Source organism: Stenotrophomonas sp. AGC87 (genome assembly GCF_057333975.1).
In genome coordinates this window covers 108,949-123,244 of sequence record NZ_JBHFHW010000044.1, presented here as the reverse complement: position 1 = coordinate 123,244, position 14,296 = coordinate 108,949, and the positions used below count along the sequence as shown (strand labels likewise).

13 protein-coding genes are annotated in these 14,296 nt (G+C 67.4%); 8 read left to right on the top strand and 5 right to left on the bottom strand.

Features of this window, described 5'->3' with window-relative positions:
• Positions 1-173: 173 nt before the first annotated feature.
• Positions 174-590, bottom strand: a complete 417-nt coding sequence (locus ACE026_RS20745) for a classical arabinogalactan protein 4 (protein WP_486039853.1) — start codon at positions 588-590, stop codon at positions 174-176.
• A gap of 127 nt (positions 591-717) precedes the next feature.
• On the opposite strand from ACE026_RS20745, the gene msrB reads away from it, so the two are divergent.
• The 5 genes from msrB to ACE026_RS20720 all read left to right on the top strand — a co-directional run bounded on the left by msrB (position 718) and on the right by ACE026_RS20720 (position 3,994).
• Positions 718-1,185: a peptide-methionine (R)-S-oxide reductase MsrB gene (gene msrB, locus ACE026_RS20740; protein WP_313211764.1), complete on the top strand. Its 468-nt coding sequence runs from the start codon at positions 718-720 to the stop codon at positions 1,183-1,185.
• 91 nt (positions 1,186-1,276) lie between these two features.
• Positions 1,277-2,131 carry a flagellar motor stator protein MotA gene (motA, locus tag ACE026_RS20735; protein WP_088432758.1) on the top strand — a complete coding sequence of 285 codons (855 nt, stop codon included), beginning with the start codon at positions 1,277-1,279 and terminating at the stop codon, positions 2,129-2,131.
• Positions 2,132-2,140: 9 nt separating this feature from the next.
• Positions 2,141-3,088 carry a flagellar motor protein MotB gene (gene motB, locus ACE026_RS20730; protein WP_486040735.1) on the top strand — a complete coding sequence of 316 codons (948 nt, stop codon included), beginning with the start codon at positions 2,141-2,143 and terminating at the stop codon, positions 3,086-3,088.
• Between the two features lie 106 nt (positions 3,089-3,194).
• Complete coding sequence (locus tag ACE026_RS20725; RefSeq protein ID WP_123731297.1) at positions 3,195-3,698, top strand: hypothetical protein; 504 nt, start codon at positions 3,195-3,197, stop codon at positions 3,696-3,698.
• A gap of 14 nt (positions 3,699-3,712) precedes the next feature.
• The gene (locus ACE026_RS20720; RefSeq protein WP_486040734.1) at positions 3,713-3,994 is read left to right on the top strand and encodes a DUF4031 domain-containing protein; all 282 of its coding nucleotides are present in this window, start codon (positions 3,713-3,715) and stop codon (positions 3,992-3,994) included.
• A gap of 42 nt (positions 3,995-4,036) precedes the next feature.
• Here the strand turns inward: ACE026_RS20720 and ACE026_RS20715 are convergent, their stop codons facing one another.
• A complete protein-coding gene (locus ACE026_RS20715; protein WP_179461101.1) occupies positions 4,037-4,579 on the bottom strand; it encodes a DUF6630 family protein in 543 nt (180 codons plus the stop codon).
• 136 nt (positions 4,580-4,715) lie between these two features.
• On the opposite strand from ACE026_RS20715, the gene ACE026_RS20710 reads away from it, so the two are divergent.
• Positions 4,716-4,967, top strand: a complete 252-nt coding sequence (locus tag ACE026_RS20710; RefSeq protein WP_259261709.1) for a DUF3297 family protein — start codon at positions 4,716-4,718, stop codon at positions 4,965-4,967.
• 169 nt (positions 4,968-5,136) lie between these two features.
• On the opposite strand, the gene ACE026_RS20705 is transcribed toward ACE026_RS20710, so the two are convergent.
• Together ACE026_RS20705 and ACE026_RS20700 are read right to left on the bottom strand one after the other, a co-directional pair.
• Positions 5,137-6,780 carry a Na+/H+ antiporter gene (locus ACE026_RS20705; protein WP_259261708.1) on the bottom strand — a complete coding sequence of 548 codons (1,644 nt, stop codon included), beginning with the start codon at positions 6,778-6,780 and terminating at the stop codon, positions 5,137-5,139.
• 131 nt (positions 6,781-6,911) lie between these two features.
• Entirely contained in the window at positions 6,912-7,721 is an 810-nt protein-coding gene (locus ACE026_RS20700; RefSeq protein ID WP_486040732.1) for a dioxygenase family protein, read from the bottom strand.
• Positions 7,722-7,832: 111 nt separating this feature from the next.
• On the opposite strand from ACE026_RS20700, the gene ACE026_RS20695 reads away from it, so the two are divergent.
• A complete protein-coding gene (locus tag ACE026_RS20695; RefSeq protein WP_486040731.1) occupies positions 7,833-8,717 on the top strand; it encodes a LysR family transcriptional regulator in 885 nt (294 codons plus the stop codon).
• Positions 8,718-8,749: 32 nt separating this feature from the next.
• Here the strand turns inward: ACE026_RS20695 and ACE026_RS20690 are convergent, their stop codons facing one another.
• On the bottom strand, positions 8,750-11,698 hold the full coding sequence (locus tag ACE026_RS20690; protein ID WP_486040730.1) for a bifunctional diguanylate cyclase/phosphodiesterase: 2,949 nt from the start codon (positions 11,696-11,698) through the stop codon (positions 8,750-8,752).
• Between the two features lie 306 nt (positions 11,699-12,004).
• Between ACE026_RS20690 and ACE026_RS20685 the strand changes: the two genes are divergently transcribed.
• Positions 12,005-14,125, top strand: a complete 2,121-nt coding sequence (locus ACE026_RS20685; protein ID WP_486040729.1) for a M13 family metallopeptidase — start codon at positions 12,005-12,007, stop codon at positions 14,123-14,125.
• Positions 14,126-14,296: the final 171 nt, after the last annotated feature.

Below are 14,296 nucleotides of genomic sequence, written 5' to 3'. Positions count from 1 at the left end.
TGATTGCACTCTTCTCGAAAAACCTCGGGGGATGCGCTGTGTTGCGGCGCAGGTACAGGGTCCCGCCAATCCGGTTAATCACAGGCGAAAAAACAGTGAGGCCTTGCGTTGACGGGGATGACTGCGCGGGCGGCGATGTAAACCATTCATGTTGCCGCCTGCCACCACGAGCGTCAGGGTTTGATCTGTTGGCCGTCACCGCTGGGGACGGCGTCGTAATAGCGGCCGGTGCGGGTATCGAGCACGCGGTTCGGGCCTACCTGCTTGACCCCCGGAATGATCCGGCCGTGGCGGTCGTAGACCTTGCTCTGCACAGCCGGGCCCTGCAGCGGTGCGGGCTGCGCGGGGCCTTTGCTTTGGATCGGGTGCGTGCGCAGCTGCTGCTGGGTCTGCGAGGACGACTTCACCGGGGCCATCCTGTCGGACAGGCTGTCGACCGGCACCGGTTGCACGGCCGGGGGCTGTGGCGCGGGCTGCGGCGTGACCACCGGCCGCGTCGCGGTGGGCCTGGGCGGCGGGCCGATCTGCGCGGCCGCGGTCAACGGCAGCAGCACCAGCAAGGCAGCGGCGAGGCGGCGTGGGCGGTACATGGCGATCTCCCGGCGGCGGTTCAGGTCTTCACCATGCACCGCCACGGGTATCAGCACGATGAATGCCCCGGCTTGAACCTCTAGAGGCAACAGCCCAATCTACGTACCACATCAATAGGGAATGCTTATGACAGCTTTCGACCTTTCCCCGCCCACTGACGCCCAGCGCCAGGCCTTGGTGGCCGGCCTCAGCGCCGATGAACAGCGCGTGCTGCTTCACCATGGCACCGAGGCGCCGTTCTGCGGGGTCTTCCTGGACAACAAGCAGGACGGGGTCTACGGCTGCCGGTTGTGCGGCCTGCCGCTGTTCCGCTCCAGCACCAAGTTCGACTCCGGCACTGGCTGGCCGAGCTTCTTCGCGCCCTTCGACCCGGCGCATGTCCGCGAGATCCGCGACGCCAGCCATGGCATGGTCCGCACCGAGATCGTCTGTGCGCGGTGTGACAGCCATCTCGGCCATGTTTTCCCCGATGGCCCGCCGCCGACCCATGAACGCCACTGCCTGAACTCGGTCTCGCTGTCGTTCACGCCCAACGGGCAGGCCTATCCGGATCCGTTGCAGCGCGGTGGTGCGGAAGCCGAGCCGGCCGCCTGAATCCGGAAAAGTGTGACATCGAGCGAACGCCCCCCTTCAGAAAGGGCGTGAAGGGGCCGACATGGAGGTATCCCCTTCCCGCGTCGGCCCCATGCTCATCATCGTTGGACTTCTCGTCGTCATCCTCAGCGTGCTTGGCGGCTATGTCGGCGCGCACGGCAAACTCGGCGCGCTGTGGCAGCCCTATGAACTGGTGATCATCGGCGGTGCGGCACTGGGCGCGTTCCTGGTCGGCACCCCGGTCAAAACCGTGAAGCAGACCCTGCAGGCCACCGTAGGCGTGTTCAAGGGCCCGCGCTACAAGCAGCAGGACTACATCGACGTCCTGAGCCTGCTCTACGAACTGCTCAACAAGGCGCGCCGCGAAGGCTTCATGGCGCTGGAAGACCACGTTGAGCGCCCGGCCGAGAGCAGCATCTTCGCCAATTACCCCAAGGTGCAGGCCGACCATCACCTGGTCGACTTCATCACCGATTGCCTGCGCCTGATGATCGGCAGCAACATCGAGCCGCACGAGCTGGAACCGCTGCTGGAGCTGGAGCTGGAGAAGCACCACGGCGAGGCGATGCAGCCGGCCGCGGTGCTCAACAAGGTCGCCGACGGCCTGCCCGGCTTCGGCATCGTCGCCGCAGTGCTGGGCATCGTGATCACGATGGGCTCGATCGGCGGGGAAATCACCGAGGTCGGTGCGCACGTCGCCGGCGCGCTGGTCGGCACCTTCCTGGGCATCCTGCTGGCCTATGGCTTCGTCGGCCCGCTGGCCTCGGCCGTGGAAGCCCGTGCCGAACAGGACGCGCGCATCTACGAATCGGTCAAGACCGCCCTGCTGGCCTGCCTGCGCGGCTACAACCCGAAGATCGCCCTGGAATTCGCCCGCAAGACCCTGCCCTCCAACGTGCGCCCGGGCTTCAGCGAGTTCGAACAGCACCTCAAGACGGTCAAGTAAGGCAGCGCCATGGCCGAGACCAAACCCACCGTCATCGTCCGCCGGGTCAAGAAGGCCGGCCACGCCGCGCACCATGGCGGTGCCTGGAAGGTGGCCTATGCCGACTTCGTTACCGCGATGATGGCCTTCTTCCTGGTGCTGTGGCTGATGGCCGCCACCAGCAAGCCAGAGCGCGCGGCAATCTCCGAGTACTTCCGCAACCCCAGCCCGCTGGCCGGCAGCAGTTCCACCCCGGCCCCGGGCATGGCCGGCCCAGGCGGCGCCAGTACCTCGATGATCAAGCTGGGCGGCGCGACCGACATCTCGCGCGGCAACAGCAACGATCCCTTCCAGAACCAGCAGGCCTCCAGGCCCGTGCCGCAGGAAGACGAGCGCGAGCGCGAAAAACGCCAGCTGGAAGCGCTCAAGCAGGAGCTGGAAGAAGCGATCAGCAAGAGCCAGGCGCTGGAGCCGTTCAAGGACCAGCTGCTGCTCGACCTCACCCCCGAAGGCCTGCGCATCCAGATCGTGGACAAGCAGAACCGCCCGATGTTCGACATGGGCAGCGCCTCGCTCAAGCCGTATACGCGCGAGATCCTGCGCGAGCTGTCGCAGTTCATCAACCACGTGCCGAACCGGATCAGCATCACCGGCCACACCGACATCACCGCCTACAACGCGGCCCATGGCTACAGCAACTGGGAGCTCAGTGCCGACCGCGCCAACGCCGCCCGGCGAGCACTGCTGGATGGCGGCATGACCGAAGACAAGGTGACCCGTGTGGTCGGCCTGTCCTCCTCGGTGCTGTTCGACCGGACCCAGCCGGACAACCCGATCAACCGCCGGATCAGCATCGTGGTGATGACCAAGGCGGCCGAAGCGGCGGCCCTGGCCGGTGCCGGGCAGGAAGTGGCACTGTCGCCCACCGCTGCCGACGCCGATATCCAGGCGACGCTCGCGCCGGCTGTCGCGCCTTAAGGGGGGCGGCGGCGGCGGCGGCGGCAGGGGGAATTCAGGGAATCCGTGGAGCCGGCGGGCGGCCGGCACTACAATGGGGCCTTCCTTTTGTAGATAGACCGCACCCATGTCCAAGCAGTCCAAGGCCAAGCGCGACAAGCGCAAGAAGCAGCAGCCCAAGCGTCCGATCAACCGCCTCAACGCCCAGCAGCCGGTGCAGAACCATGCCGTGCTGACCAACGAAGAAGGCCAGGTCGTCGCTGCGATCGGCCTGCAGGGCACCGAGTGGCTGCTGGCCATCGGCGGCCAGACCATGGGCAACGCCGACAACCCGGTCCCGATGCTGGCCATGCTCAAGCACCTGTCCAACGTCCAGGAAAAGGAAGGCCGCAAGGTCAACCTGGAGTACTCGACCCAGCTGCAGCAGCTGATCGACGATCTGGCCGCTGACGAAGGCAAGACCGCCGACGAGTACCTGTCGCAGCTGGTCTCCGAGTTCGAAGGCGTGGAAGGCGAAGGCGAAGGTGACGACGAGGCCGAAGACGCCGAGATCGTGACCGACGCTGCCGTCGAAGCCGATGCCGACGCCGAGCCGGCCCCGGCCGCCAGCGACGACAAGCCGCAGGCCTGAGCCACGGCCACCCGGTGACGGTCTATATCGACGATGCGGTACATCCCTGGCGCGGCGAGCGCTGGGCGCATCTGATGGCCGACACCCTGCCCGAGCTGCACGCCATGGCGGCGCAGCTCGGGATTCCGCGGCGGGCGTTCCAGAACCGCCGCAGCGGCGCGCATTACGACGTGCCCGCCCCGTTGCGCCTGCAGGCGATCGCCCTGGGCGCACAGGCCATCTCACGGCATACGGACCGCGCGCTGGTCAAAGCGGTCATCGCCAACGCGCGTGGGCAGTACCTGCCCCAGGCGTAGGTACCGACCGTTGGTCGGCACACGCAGACCGCGGTCACGCCCTCAGAACGGATCGCTGCCCGGCCGCACTTCCACGCCCAGCAGCGAGCACAGCGCCAGCATCGCATCGTCATCGCGGTTGAGCGCCATCCACCCGGCCAGGGTGTCATTGCCGGTATCCACGCTCCACAGCGCGTAGTTGTGCTCGCGCAGGCGGTCATGGGCGGTGGCCATCAGCATCGGCGCATCCACCCCGGCGGCGAAATCCTCATCGTCCAGGTCGCCGCCCCAGTCGATCTGCAGGTTCCAGCGCGCGGACAGCTCGTTCACCGCCGACATCAGCGCATCGGCATCGCTGCGTTCCACCTCGAACCCGGACTGCCAGGCGATCGCCGCCATCATCGGCGGCAGCCAGTCGGCGTCCTCATCAATGCCTTCGCCGCTCTCCAGCAGCGCCTCGCGCCAGCGATTGAACTGCTGCAGGGCCAGTTCCTCATCGCCCGGGTTGATCAGCACGAACAGATTCCAGATCCGTGCCTCGAAATCGTCTTCGTCGAAATCGCGTTCCTCTTCTTCGAAGTCGAAATAATCGCTGTTGTCGGGCATGGCCGGTATTCCTGGAGACAGGGGCGCATTCTGCCGTGCAAGGGCGTTGGCAGGAAGCGAAATTCGGCGCGGGGCCCGCTGCGGTTTATCCTGTACGGCAGAAGGCGGCCTTGGTGGTCGTCAGCAACCTGTGACCATGAGCGATACCCCTCCCGATCACCTGGCGATCAACCCGACCAGTCCCTTCCACGATGCCGCTGCGCTGGAGCGCGGCGTGGGCATCCGTTTCAACGATGTCGAACGCGACAACGTTGAAGAGTATTCGGTCAGCGAAGGCTGGATCCGCGTGCAGGCCGGCAAGGCCCGCGACCGCCGCGGCAACCCGATGACGATCAAGATCAAGGGCACCGTGGTGGCCTACTTCCTGGATCAGAAGCCGGACGCCTGATCCCACGTCTGCCGGAGACGCCTGATCCACGTGTGCCGGAGACGCCTGATCCAACGTCTGCCGGGGTAGCGCCACCCCATGGGTGGCCGCCCTTCATCCCGGGCGCGTGGGTTCCAGTGGGTCCGCGCAGCCACCCATGGGGTGGCTCTACCGGTGGCACGGTGCGGCCTCAATCGCGTTGCCGCGTCTCCAGCAGATCCAGATTCCGGATCAGCCTGCGCGAGATCTCATCGGAGATCTTGCCGCGCCGGGTCAGGCGGAACAGTTCTTCGCGCTCGGCGGTCAACCCGGCGGTGCGCAGTTGGCGGTAGCCCTGCTCCATCCGCTTGACCTTGTCCGGATCGGCATCCGGCCCGGCGTCCTTCTCCAGGTTGCGCTGGTACAGCAGGCTCACCCGCGAGGCGGCATCGTTGTAGAGCTGCACGTTCTCGGTGGTCTGGTTCTGCACCAGCTGCTGGCGCGTGCGCTCCACGCCGGCCAGCGCGGCCTTTGCCGCCAGCTTGCGGGCAAGATCCTCTTCCTTGCGTTCGCCCGAATCCGCTGGCAGTTCCAGGCCCTTGAGCAGGCGCGGCAGCGCGATGCTGGCACCGACCAGCGAGAACAGGATCACCGCCGCGGCCAGGAAGATCACCAGATCGCGCGCCGGGAAGGCGCTGCCGTCGGGCAGGAACAGCGGCAGGGTCAGCACGCCAGCGAGAGTGATCGCACCGCGCACGCCCGCCACCGAAGTCGCCACCACGATCCGCCAGGACGTGCCCTGCCGGGCCTCGCCACGATGACGCGCGCGCAGCAGGCTCCAGCGCAGCGACAGCCACACCCAGGCCAGGCGCAGCAGCACCAGCGCCAGATTGATCACCACCACGTAGACCAGCAACCACCACGCGCTGTGGTGCCCGCTTTCGCTGACCGTCTTGATCGCGCGCTCCACGATGCCCGGCAGCTGCTCGCCGAGCAGCACGAACATGATGCCGTTGAAGCTGAACTGCAGCATGTTCCACACGGCGGTGCGCTGCACGCGCATGCTGCCGGACACGCGGCCGCTCAGTTCCACATAGCTCATCGTGATGCCTGCGGCGACCGCCGAGAGGATGCCCGAGGCGTTGAACTCTTCGGCCAGCAGGTAGGCCGCGAACGGAATCAACAGGTTGACCAGCAGCGCCGCGCCCGGCTCCTCGCCGAAGCGCCGCCACAGCCAGCGCTGGAAGGTGGACACACCCAGCGTCACCGCGACACCGATCGCCAGCCCGGCCACCGCCACCCACAGGAACGTCAGCGAGGCCGTCGCCAGCGAGAACGAGCCGGTCATCACCGCCGCCACCGCGAAGCGGAAGCAGACCAGGCCGGAGGCATCGTTGAGCAGCGACTCGCCTTCCAGGATGTGCATCAGCCGCTTGGGGATCGGCGCGCGCGAGGCGATCGAACTGACCGCCACCGGGTCGGTCGGCGAGATGATCGCGGCCAGGGCGAACGCCACCGCCAGCGGCATCACCGGGATCATCCAGTGGATCAGGAAACCGGCCCCGATCACGGTGAACACCACCAGCCCGAAGGCCAGTTCCAGGATCACGCCTTTATCGCGGAACAGGCCCTGCTTGGGGATGCGCCAGCCATCCAGGAACAGCAGCGGCGGCAGGAACAGCAGGAAGAACATCTCCGGCTCCAGCGCGTGGCCGCGGTTGAACACCCCGGCAATGACCGCGCCCAGCCCGATCTGCACCAACGGCAGCGGCAGCGACAACGGCAGGACGCGGACCAGGTAGCCGCTGGCGACCACCGCCACCAGCATCGCCAGGACGACTTCAATGGTATGCATGCATTTTCCAGTAAGCAGCGCGGGGGAGGCTGCAGGCAGCCGGCGCCGGAAACAGGAAAAAACGTACCACACAGGCGCCGCCACGCGAATGCGCGGGGCGCGCCAGGCTCAGTTCGCGGACAGCACGGCACTCATGCGGCGCGCTGCGGTGCGTCGGCGCCGTCGAAGCGATAGATGTCCATCGCCAGGAAACCGGCATCAATCCCGGCATCGATACGCTGCGCGCCGAGCGCATCGCCACCGGCCGCGCCCATCGCGACGTGCAGCGGTTGCAGGTGCTCGTCGCTCGGGTGCGCCTGCACGGCGTACGGGGCCTGACGGCGGTAGTCCAGCAAGGCGGCACTGTCATCGGCCTGCAGGCGCTGCTCCACCCACTCGATGAAGGGCCGCACATACGGCGCTTCCTTGCCGTCCTGGTAGCTGCGCCAATCGTGCAGGTTGTGGGTGATGCTGCCCGAGCCGATCAAGAGCACGCCCTGCTCGCGCAGCGGCGCCAGCGCGCGGCCCAGCGCGAACTGATGGGCCGGCCCAAGCAATGGCTGGATCGCCAGCGGCACGACCGGGATCTCCGCCTGCGGGTACAGAAAGCGCAGCGGCACCCAGGCACCGTGGTCGAGACCGCGCTGCGGGTCGATCGCGGTCGGCAGGCCGGCCGCGATCAGCCGCTGCGCGATCTCCTGCGCCAGCGCGGGGTCGCCCGGCGCTGGATACTGCAGATCGAACAGCGCCTGCGGAAAACCGCCGAAATCGTGGATGGTCGGTGGCTGGGCATGCCCGCCGACCACAGGTTGGTGGGTCAGCCAGTGCGCCGAGGCCATGACGATCGCACGCGGTCGCGGCAGGCGCGCCGCCAGGGCCGCCAGGCGCTCACCGACCAGACCGGGGTTGAGCGCGGTCATCGGCGAGCCGTGGGAGATGTACAGGGAGGGCAAGCGGGACATCACGGACTCCAGGTGCAGGACCCGACGGGTCACTCTACCGATCAGACTATTGCGCACAGATCAGCCAATAAATACGATGCATCGACGCTGTTTATTTCGGAAAGAGAAACAATGGACACTCTGGATGCCATGCGTGTGTTTGTCGCCGTGGTCGAGCGCAATGGCTTCAGTGCCGCCGCGCAGGCCCTGGACCTGTCCACCGCGGGGGTGACCCGGCAGATCGCGGCGCTGGAAAAGCGCCTCTCGACCCGGCTGCTCAACCGTACGACCCGCCGCGTGAGCCCGACGAGCACGGGCGCGGCCTATTACGCCGAGTGCGTGCGGCTGCTGGCCGAGTTCGATGCACTGGAGGCCGGCATCAGCGCGCAGGCACTGGAGCCTTCGGGGCGGCTGCGCATCAACGCGCCGGTCAGCTATGGCATCGCCCGGCTGGGCCCAGTGCTGGCCGGCTATCGCGCGCGCTACCCGCAGGTGGAGCTGGACTTGTCGCTGTCCGACCGCCTGGTGGACATGGTCGAAGAAGGCTACGACGTGGCGATCCGCATCACCCGCCAACCGAGCCCGGCACTGATCGCCCGCAAGCTGGCCGACGCGCAGATCAGCCTGTGCGCGGCGCCGGCGTATCTGGATGCGCATGGCCGGCCGCAGCAACCCGAAGATCTCTCCGCACACGAGTGCCTGCACTACAGCTACTGGGCCGGCGGGGATGCGTGGCAGTTGCACGGTCCGCGCGGGGAGGTCTCCGTGCCGGTACATGGCGGGGTGCGTGCCAACAATGGCGACGTGCTGCGCGAAGCGGCCATCGCCGGCATGGGCATCATCGTGCAGCCGGACTTCCTGGTGGCCGATGCCATCGCCGATGGTCGACTGGAACGGGTACTGCCCGCGTGGACGGTGCCGGGCATCGGCATCCATGCGGTGTACACCAGCCGCAGCCATCTGGCGCCGAAGGTGCGCAGCTTCATCGATTACCTGGTGGAAGCGCTGGGCGGATGATGCGTGGCGGCGGCCGGGCAGCGCCCGGCGAACTACGCCTCCACCGCATCCAACTGTGCGATCACCTTGGCCAGCGGCATCGGCCGGCCGAGCAGATAGCCCTGCACCTGGTCACAGCCGTGCGCGGCCAGCCACTGGTGCTGCCCGGGGGTCTCCACGCCCTCGGCGATGATGGTCAGGCCCATGCTGTGCCCCAGTGACAGCAGTGCACGGCAGATCGAGGCATTGCGCGGATTGGTTTCCACGTCCGCCACGAAGCTGCGGTCGATCTTGAGGATGTCCAGCGGCAGGTGCTGCAGGTAGGACATGTTCGAATAGCCGGTACCGAAGTCGTCCAGCGAGATGCAGATGCCCTGCTCGTGCAGGCGCTGCATGGTCTGCTTGGCCTGGCCGGGTTTGCGCATCAGGCTGCTCTCGGTCAGCTCGACCTGCAGCGCGCCGCGGGCCAGCCCGAATTCCTGGCTGGCGCGGGTGAACTCGGCCACCAGGTCGCTGTTGAAGAACTGCACCGCCGAGACATTCACCGCGATCGGCAGGTCCCAGCCGGCATCGACCAGCTGCCGCTGTGCCTGCGCGGCGGCGCGGATCACCCAGCGGCCCAGCGCCAGGATCAGGCCGGTGTCTTCGCACAGCTGGATGAACTCACCGGGTGGAATGAAACTGCCGTCGGCCTGCGGCCAGCGCAGCAGGGCTTCCAGCGCGGCCGGGCTGCTGTCGCCTGCGTGGCAGATCGGCTGGTAGTACAGCTCGAACTCGGTGTCGATCGCGCTGTGGATGCGCCCGGCCAGGCGCAGGCGTTCGGACAGGCGCGAACTCACGGTGGTGTCATACCAGGCGATCACGTTGCCTTCGTCGCGCGCCGCATGCGCGGCCTGCGCGGCCATGCCGATCACCTGTTCGGCCGTGTTGGCATCGCCGTCGAACTTCACGGCCACGCCGATACGGGGCTCGAACTGATGCAGCCAATCCTGCCCGCGCACCGGCTCGGAGACGGTCTGCACCAGCGTATCCAGCGCGGTCTGGCGCTGATGGTCGTCGCGGATGGCGAAGATGAAATCCTCGGCCGGCTGGAAGGCCAGCAGCCCATAGCGCACGCCGAGCCCGCCCAGGCGCTTGGCCATCGCCTGCAGCACCACGTCGCCGCCCTCCCGGCCGAGCGTATCGGCGACCAGCTGCAGGCCACGGAACTGCACGTAGGCAATGGTGTACGCCCCGCCCTCCTCGTCCAGCTGCGCGGCCAGCGCACGCGTATTGAGCAGGCCGGTCGCCGGGTTATGGGTGGCGTGATACGCCAGGTCGCGCTCGTAGGCCAGGCGCTCGCTGACATCCTCGGCCAGCACCAGGCAAGCCTGGCGCCCGTCGAAATCCAGCCGGGCCAGATGCGCACGGACCTCGAACACGGTGCCGTCCTTGCGCTGGTGCAGGCGTACCTGCGCATCCTGCACGTCGCCGATGCGGGCCTGTGCAATCGCCCCGCGGATCTCCTCCCAGCCTTCGCGCGGGCGGATATCCAGGATGCTCATCGCCAGGAATTCATCGCGGCTGTAGCCGTACTGGCGCACCGCCGCTTCGTTGACTTCCAGGAAGCGCAGCGTGTCCGGATCGAACACCCAGAACGGCGCCGGGTTGCGGTCGAACAGCAGCCGGAACTGCCGCTCGGCCTGCTGCACCCGCGCCAGCGCATCCACCCGCTCACTGACATCGGTCAATGCACCGATCATGCGGCGCTCACGGTCCACCACCGCCACCCGCTGACCACGCGCGGACACCCAGCGGATCGCGCCCCCGGGCAACACCAGGCGGAACATTTCATCGAGCACGCCGCTGCCGGCAAACGCGGCGTCGAAGGCCTGCTGCATGCGTACGGTGTCTTCGTGGTGCACGCGTGCGAAGAAATCGGCGACTGGCAGGCTCTCGATGTCGATGCCGAAAATCTCACGCGCCAGCGGTGACCAGCGCAACAGGCAGGCATCCTCATCCACGTACCAGGTACAGACCTTGCCAACCTGGTGCGCCATGCGCAGTTCGGTATGGCCGGTGCGCAGCTCCTCGCTCAGCGTGTCCTGATCGCGGGTGGCACGGCGCAGGCTCACATACACCGCGCCGAACAGCGCCCAGTACAGCAGGTAGACGCCGATCGAGGCCTGCACGTACGGCCACCACGCTGCCAGCACATCGCGCCGGCCCAGCCCGGCGTAGACCGCCAGCGGGTACTGGGCCAGCGTGCTGAGGCTGGAAATCCGCTCGATGCCATCGACCGCGCTGATCTCCGTCCCCAGTGGCGTCAACGCGTCTCGGCGCAGCAGCTCGCGCTTGGCCAGGCCGAAACGACGCCCCACCACCCCGGCCGGGTCCGGACTGCGCGCCAGCACATAGCCATGCGGGTCGGTGATGGAGATCACGCCGGCATCGCCGGTGTCCATGCCGCCGATGATCGACTGCAGTTCGGCCGTGCGCAGCCGTGCCAGCAGCCAGCGGTCGCCGCCCATGGGCAGCGCCAGCGGCAGGATCCACTGCGCGGCATCCAGCGCTTGGGGCGGGCCAAGGAACACCTGGCTGCCCTGGCCGCGGTTGTCATCCACCGCCCATAGCGGCAGCTGCAGATCGCCGCTGCCACTGGTCAGGGCGCGCCCGTACTGGTCGACCACCACGATGCTGTGCAGTTCGGCATGCCGCTGCAGGGCGCCGGCGATGCTGGCGTCGAGCAGATCGGGGGCCTGCGCGGGCACGCGCTGGAACAGCAGCGCACCATCCCGGGAAATGCCCTGCATCACCCGCTCCAGATTGCGCAGCTCCAGCCGCAGCAAGCGCTGGGCGCCGGTCGCCAGCGCCGAGCTCTGGCGCTGCGCGGCCTCCTGTCGGCGCTGGCCATCATTGACCAGCGTGGCCACCAGCCCGGCAGCCAGCAGCGCACCCAGGGAAATCCCCAGCCACACGAACGTCCGCAGTGGCCGCGCAAGGGCACGGTTCAACGCGGGCATCGCAACCCTTTTCCCGAACGACAGGCTGACTTCATCTGTAAACGCTTCCTGGTTTCCCCAAACCTGAGCGGCCGCTGCCCGGGATTCTTGACGCCTTGATCGTCACGCGGGCGCCGACGGGGCGCGCGCGGAATCCGTGCCGCTCCAGCATGCACGAGCACGCGCAGGACGGGAAGCACCGCAGCGGGCCGTTCACCTCGGTGAATCCGGGGACGGGCAGATCCGGTACCCGATGCCGCCGAAGCCGGCATAACCGTGCGCCCGGGACAGGATTAGACTTGGATGTTTCCGTTGCAGAGAAGCTCAATGTCCAAGCTGCGCCGCCCCACCCTGATGCTCGCCATTGCCGCCAGCCTGTCGCTGAGCCTGGCCGCCTGTGACCGCCAGGCGACTGCGCCGGCCGCGGCCGCGCCCGAAGCCGCTCCGGCCGAACCGGCCGCGCCCAAGCCGCAGCTCGGCAGTTTCGGCTTCGACGCCGCCGGCATGGACCGCAGCATCGCCGCCGGCGATGACTTCTTCGGCTTCGCCAATGGTACCTGGGTCAAGAACACCGAGATCCCGGCCGACCGCTCCAGCTACGGCAGCTTCAACGTCATCTCCGAAAAGACCCTGGCCGACACCCGCGCCATCCTTGAAGGCGCCGCCGCCGACACCAAGGCCGAGGGCGAGACCAAGCTGATCGGCGATTACTACGCCGCCTTCATGGACGAGACCGGCATCGAGTCGCGCGGCGCCGCACCGGTCAAACCCGAACTGGACGCCATTGCCGGGATCAGCGACAAGGCCGCGCTGGCCACCGCGCTGGGTGGCACGCTGCGCGCCGACGTGGACCTGCTCAACGCCACCAACTTCTACACCGACCGCCTGTTCGGCGTGTGGGTCTCGGTGGATCTGCTGCAGCCGGACCGCACCGCGCCGTACCTGGTGCAGGGCGGCCTGGGCCTGCCGGACCGCGACTTCTACCTGCAGGGCGGCCGCATGGCCGAGATCCGCAAGCAGTACCAGGCGTATATCGCTCAGGTGCTGCAGCTGGCCGGCGTCGCCGATCCGGCGGCCAAGGCCCAGCGCATCGTCGCGCTGGAGACCAAGATCGCCCAGGCCCACGCCACCCAGGAAGACACCAACGACGTCGCCAAGGGCGCCAATGCCTGGAAGCAGGCCGACCTGAGCGCCAAGGCGCCGGGCATGGACTGGAGCGCCTTCCTGGCCTCGGCCGGCCTGGATGCCCAGCAGGACTTCATCGTGTGGCAGCCCAAGGCTGTGGCCGGCATTTCGCGCCTGGTCGCGACCGAGCCGCTGGAGGTCTGGAAGGACTACCTGGCCTTCCACGCGCTGGACCGCGCCGCCCCGTACCTGCCCAAGTCGTTCGCCGATGCGCGCTTCGCCTTCCACGGCACCACGCTCAACGGCACCCCGCAGCAGAGCGAGCGCTGGAAGCGTGCGGTGGATGACAGCAACCATGCCGTCGGTGAAGCGATCGGCAAGCTGTACGTCGAGCGTCATTTCGACCCGGCCACCAAGGCCCGTGCCGACGAGATGGCCAAGAACATCATTGCCGCGTTCGCCAAGCGCATCGATGCGCTGGAGTGGATGTCGCCGCAGACCAAGGCGCGTGCCAGGGCCAAGGTCGACGGCCTGACGGTGGGCATGGGCTACCCGGACAAGTGGCGCGATTACACGGGCCTGGAGATCAAGCGCGATGACGCGCTGGGCAATGCCGAGCGTGCGGAGCTGTTCGAGTACCGCCGCAACATCGCCAAGCTGGGCAAGCCGGTGGACCACAGCGAGTGGGCGATGCTGCCGCAGACCATCAATGCGATGAACGTGCCGCTGGAAAACCGTCTGGTGTTCCCGGCTGCGATCCTGCAGCCGCCGTTCTTCGACGGTGCGGCCGATGATGCGGTGAACTACGGTGCGATCGGTGCGGTGATCGGCCATGAGATCAGCCACGGCTTCGACAACGCCGGTGCGCTGTTCGATGAGACGGGCAAGCTGCAGAACTGGTGGACGACGGAAGATCTGAAGAAGTTCAACGCGGCCGGGGATGCGCTGGCGGCGCAGTTCAGCAGCTACAGTCCGTTCCCGGGGGTGTCGGTGAATGGTCGTTTGACGCTGGGCGAGAACATTGCGGACGTGGCGGGGCTGTCGACGGCCTACGATGCGTATCAGTTGTCGTTGCAGGGTAAGCCGGGGCAGACGCTGGAGGGCTTTACGCCGGATCAGCGGTTCTTCCTGGGCTTTGCGCAGGCGTGGCGCAGCAAGGCGCGTGAGCAGGCACTGCGCAATTCGCTGTTGACGAATGTGCATGCGCCGGGGCAGTTCCGTGCGTTGACGGTGCGCAATCTGGATGCGTGGTATCCGGCCTTCGAGGTGAAGGAGGGCCAGAAGCTGTATCTGGCGCCGGAAAAGCGGGTCAAGGTGTGGTGAGGCTTTTCATCGCGTTTTGCTGAGCTGAGAGAACGGGCGCTTCGGCGCCCGTTTTTCTTTGCTGTAGAGCTGCAGAGCTGCAGAGCTGGAGAGCTGGAGAGCTGGAGCAGAGCAACGGCTGGGGTTTGCGGCTTCTCTGAACTGGGCGGGGGGGGGGGGGGGGGGGGGGGG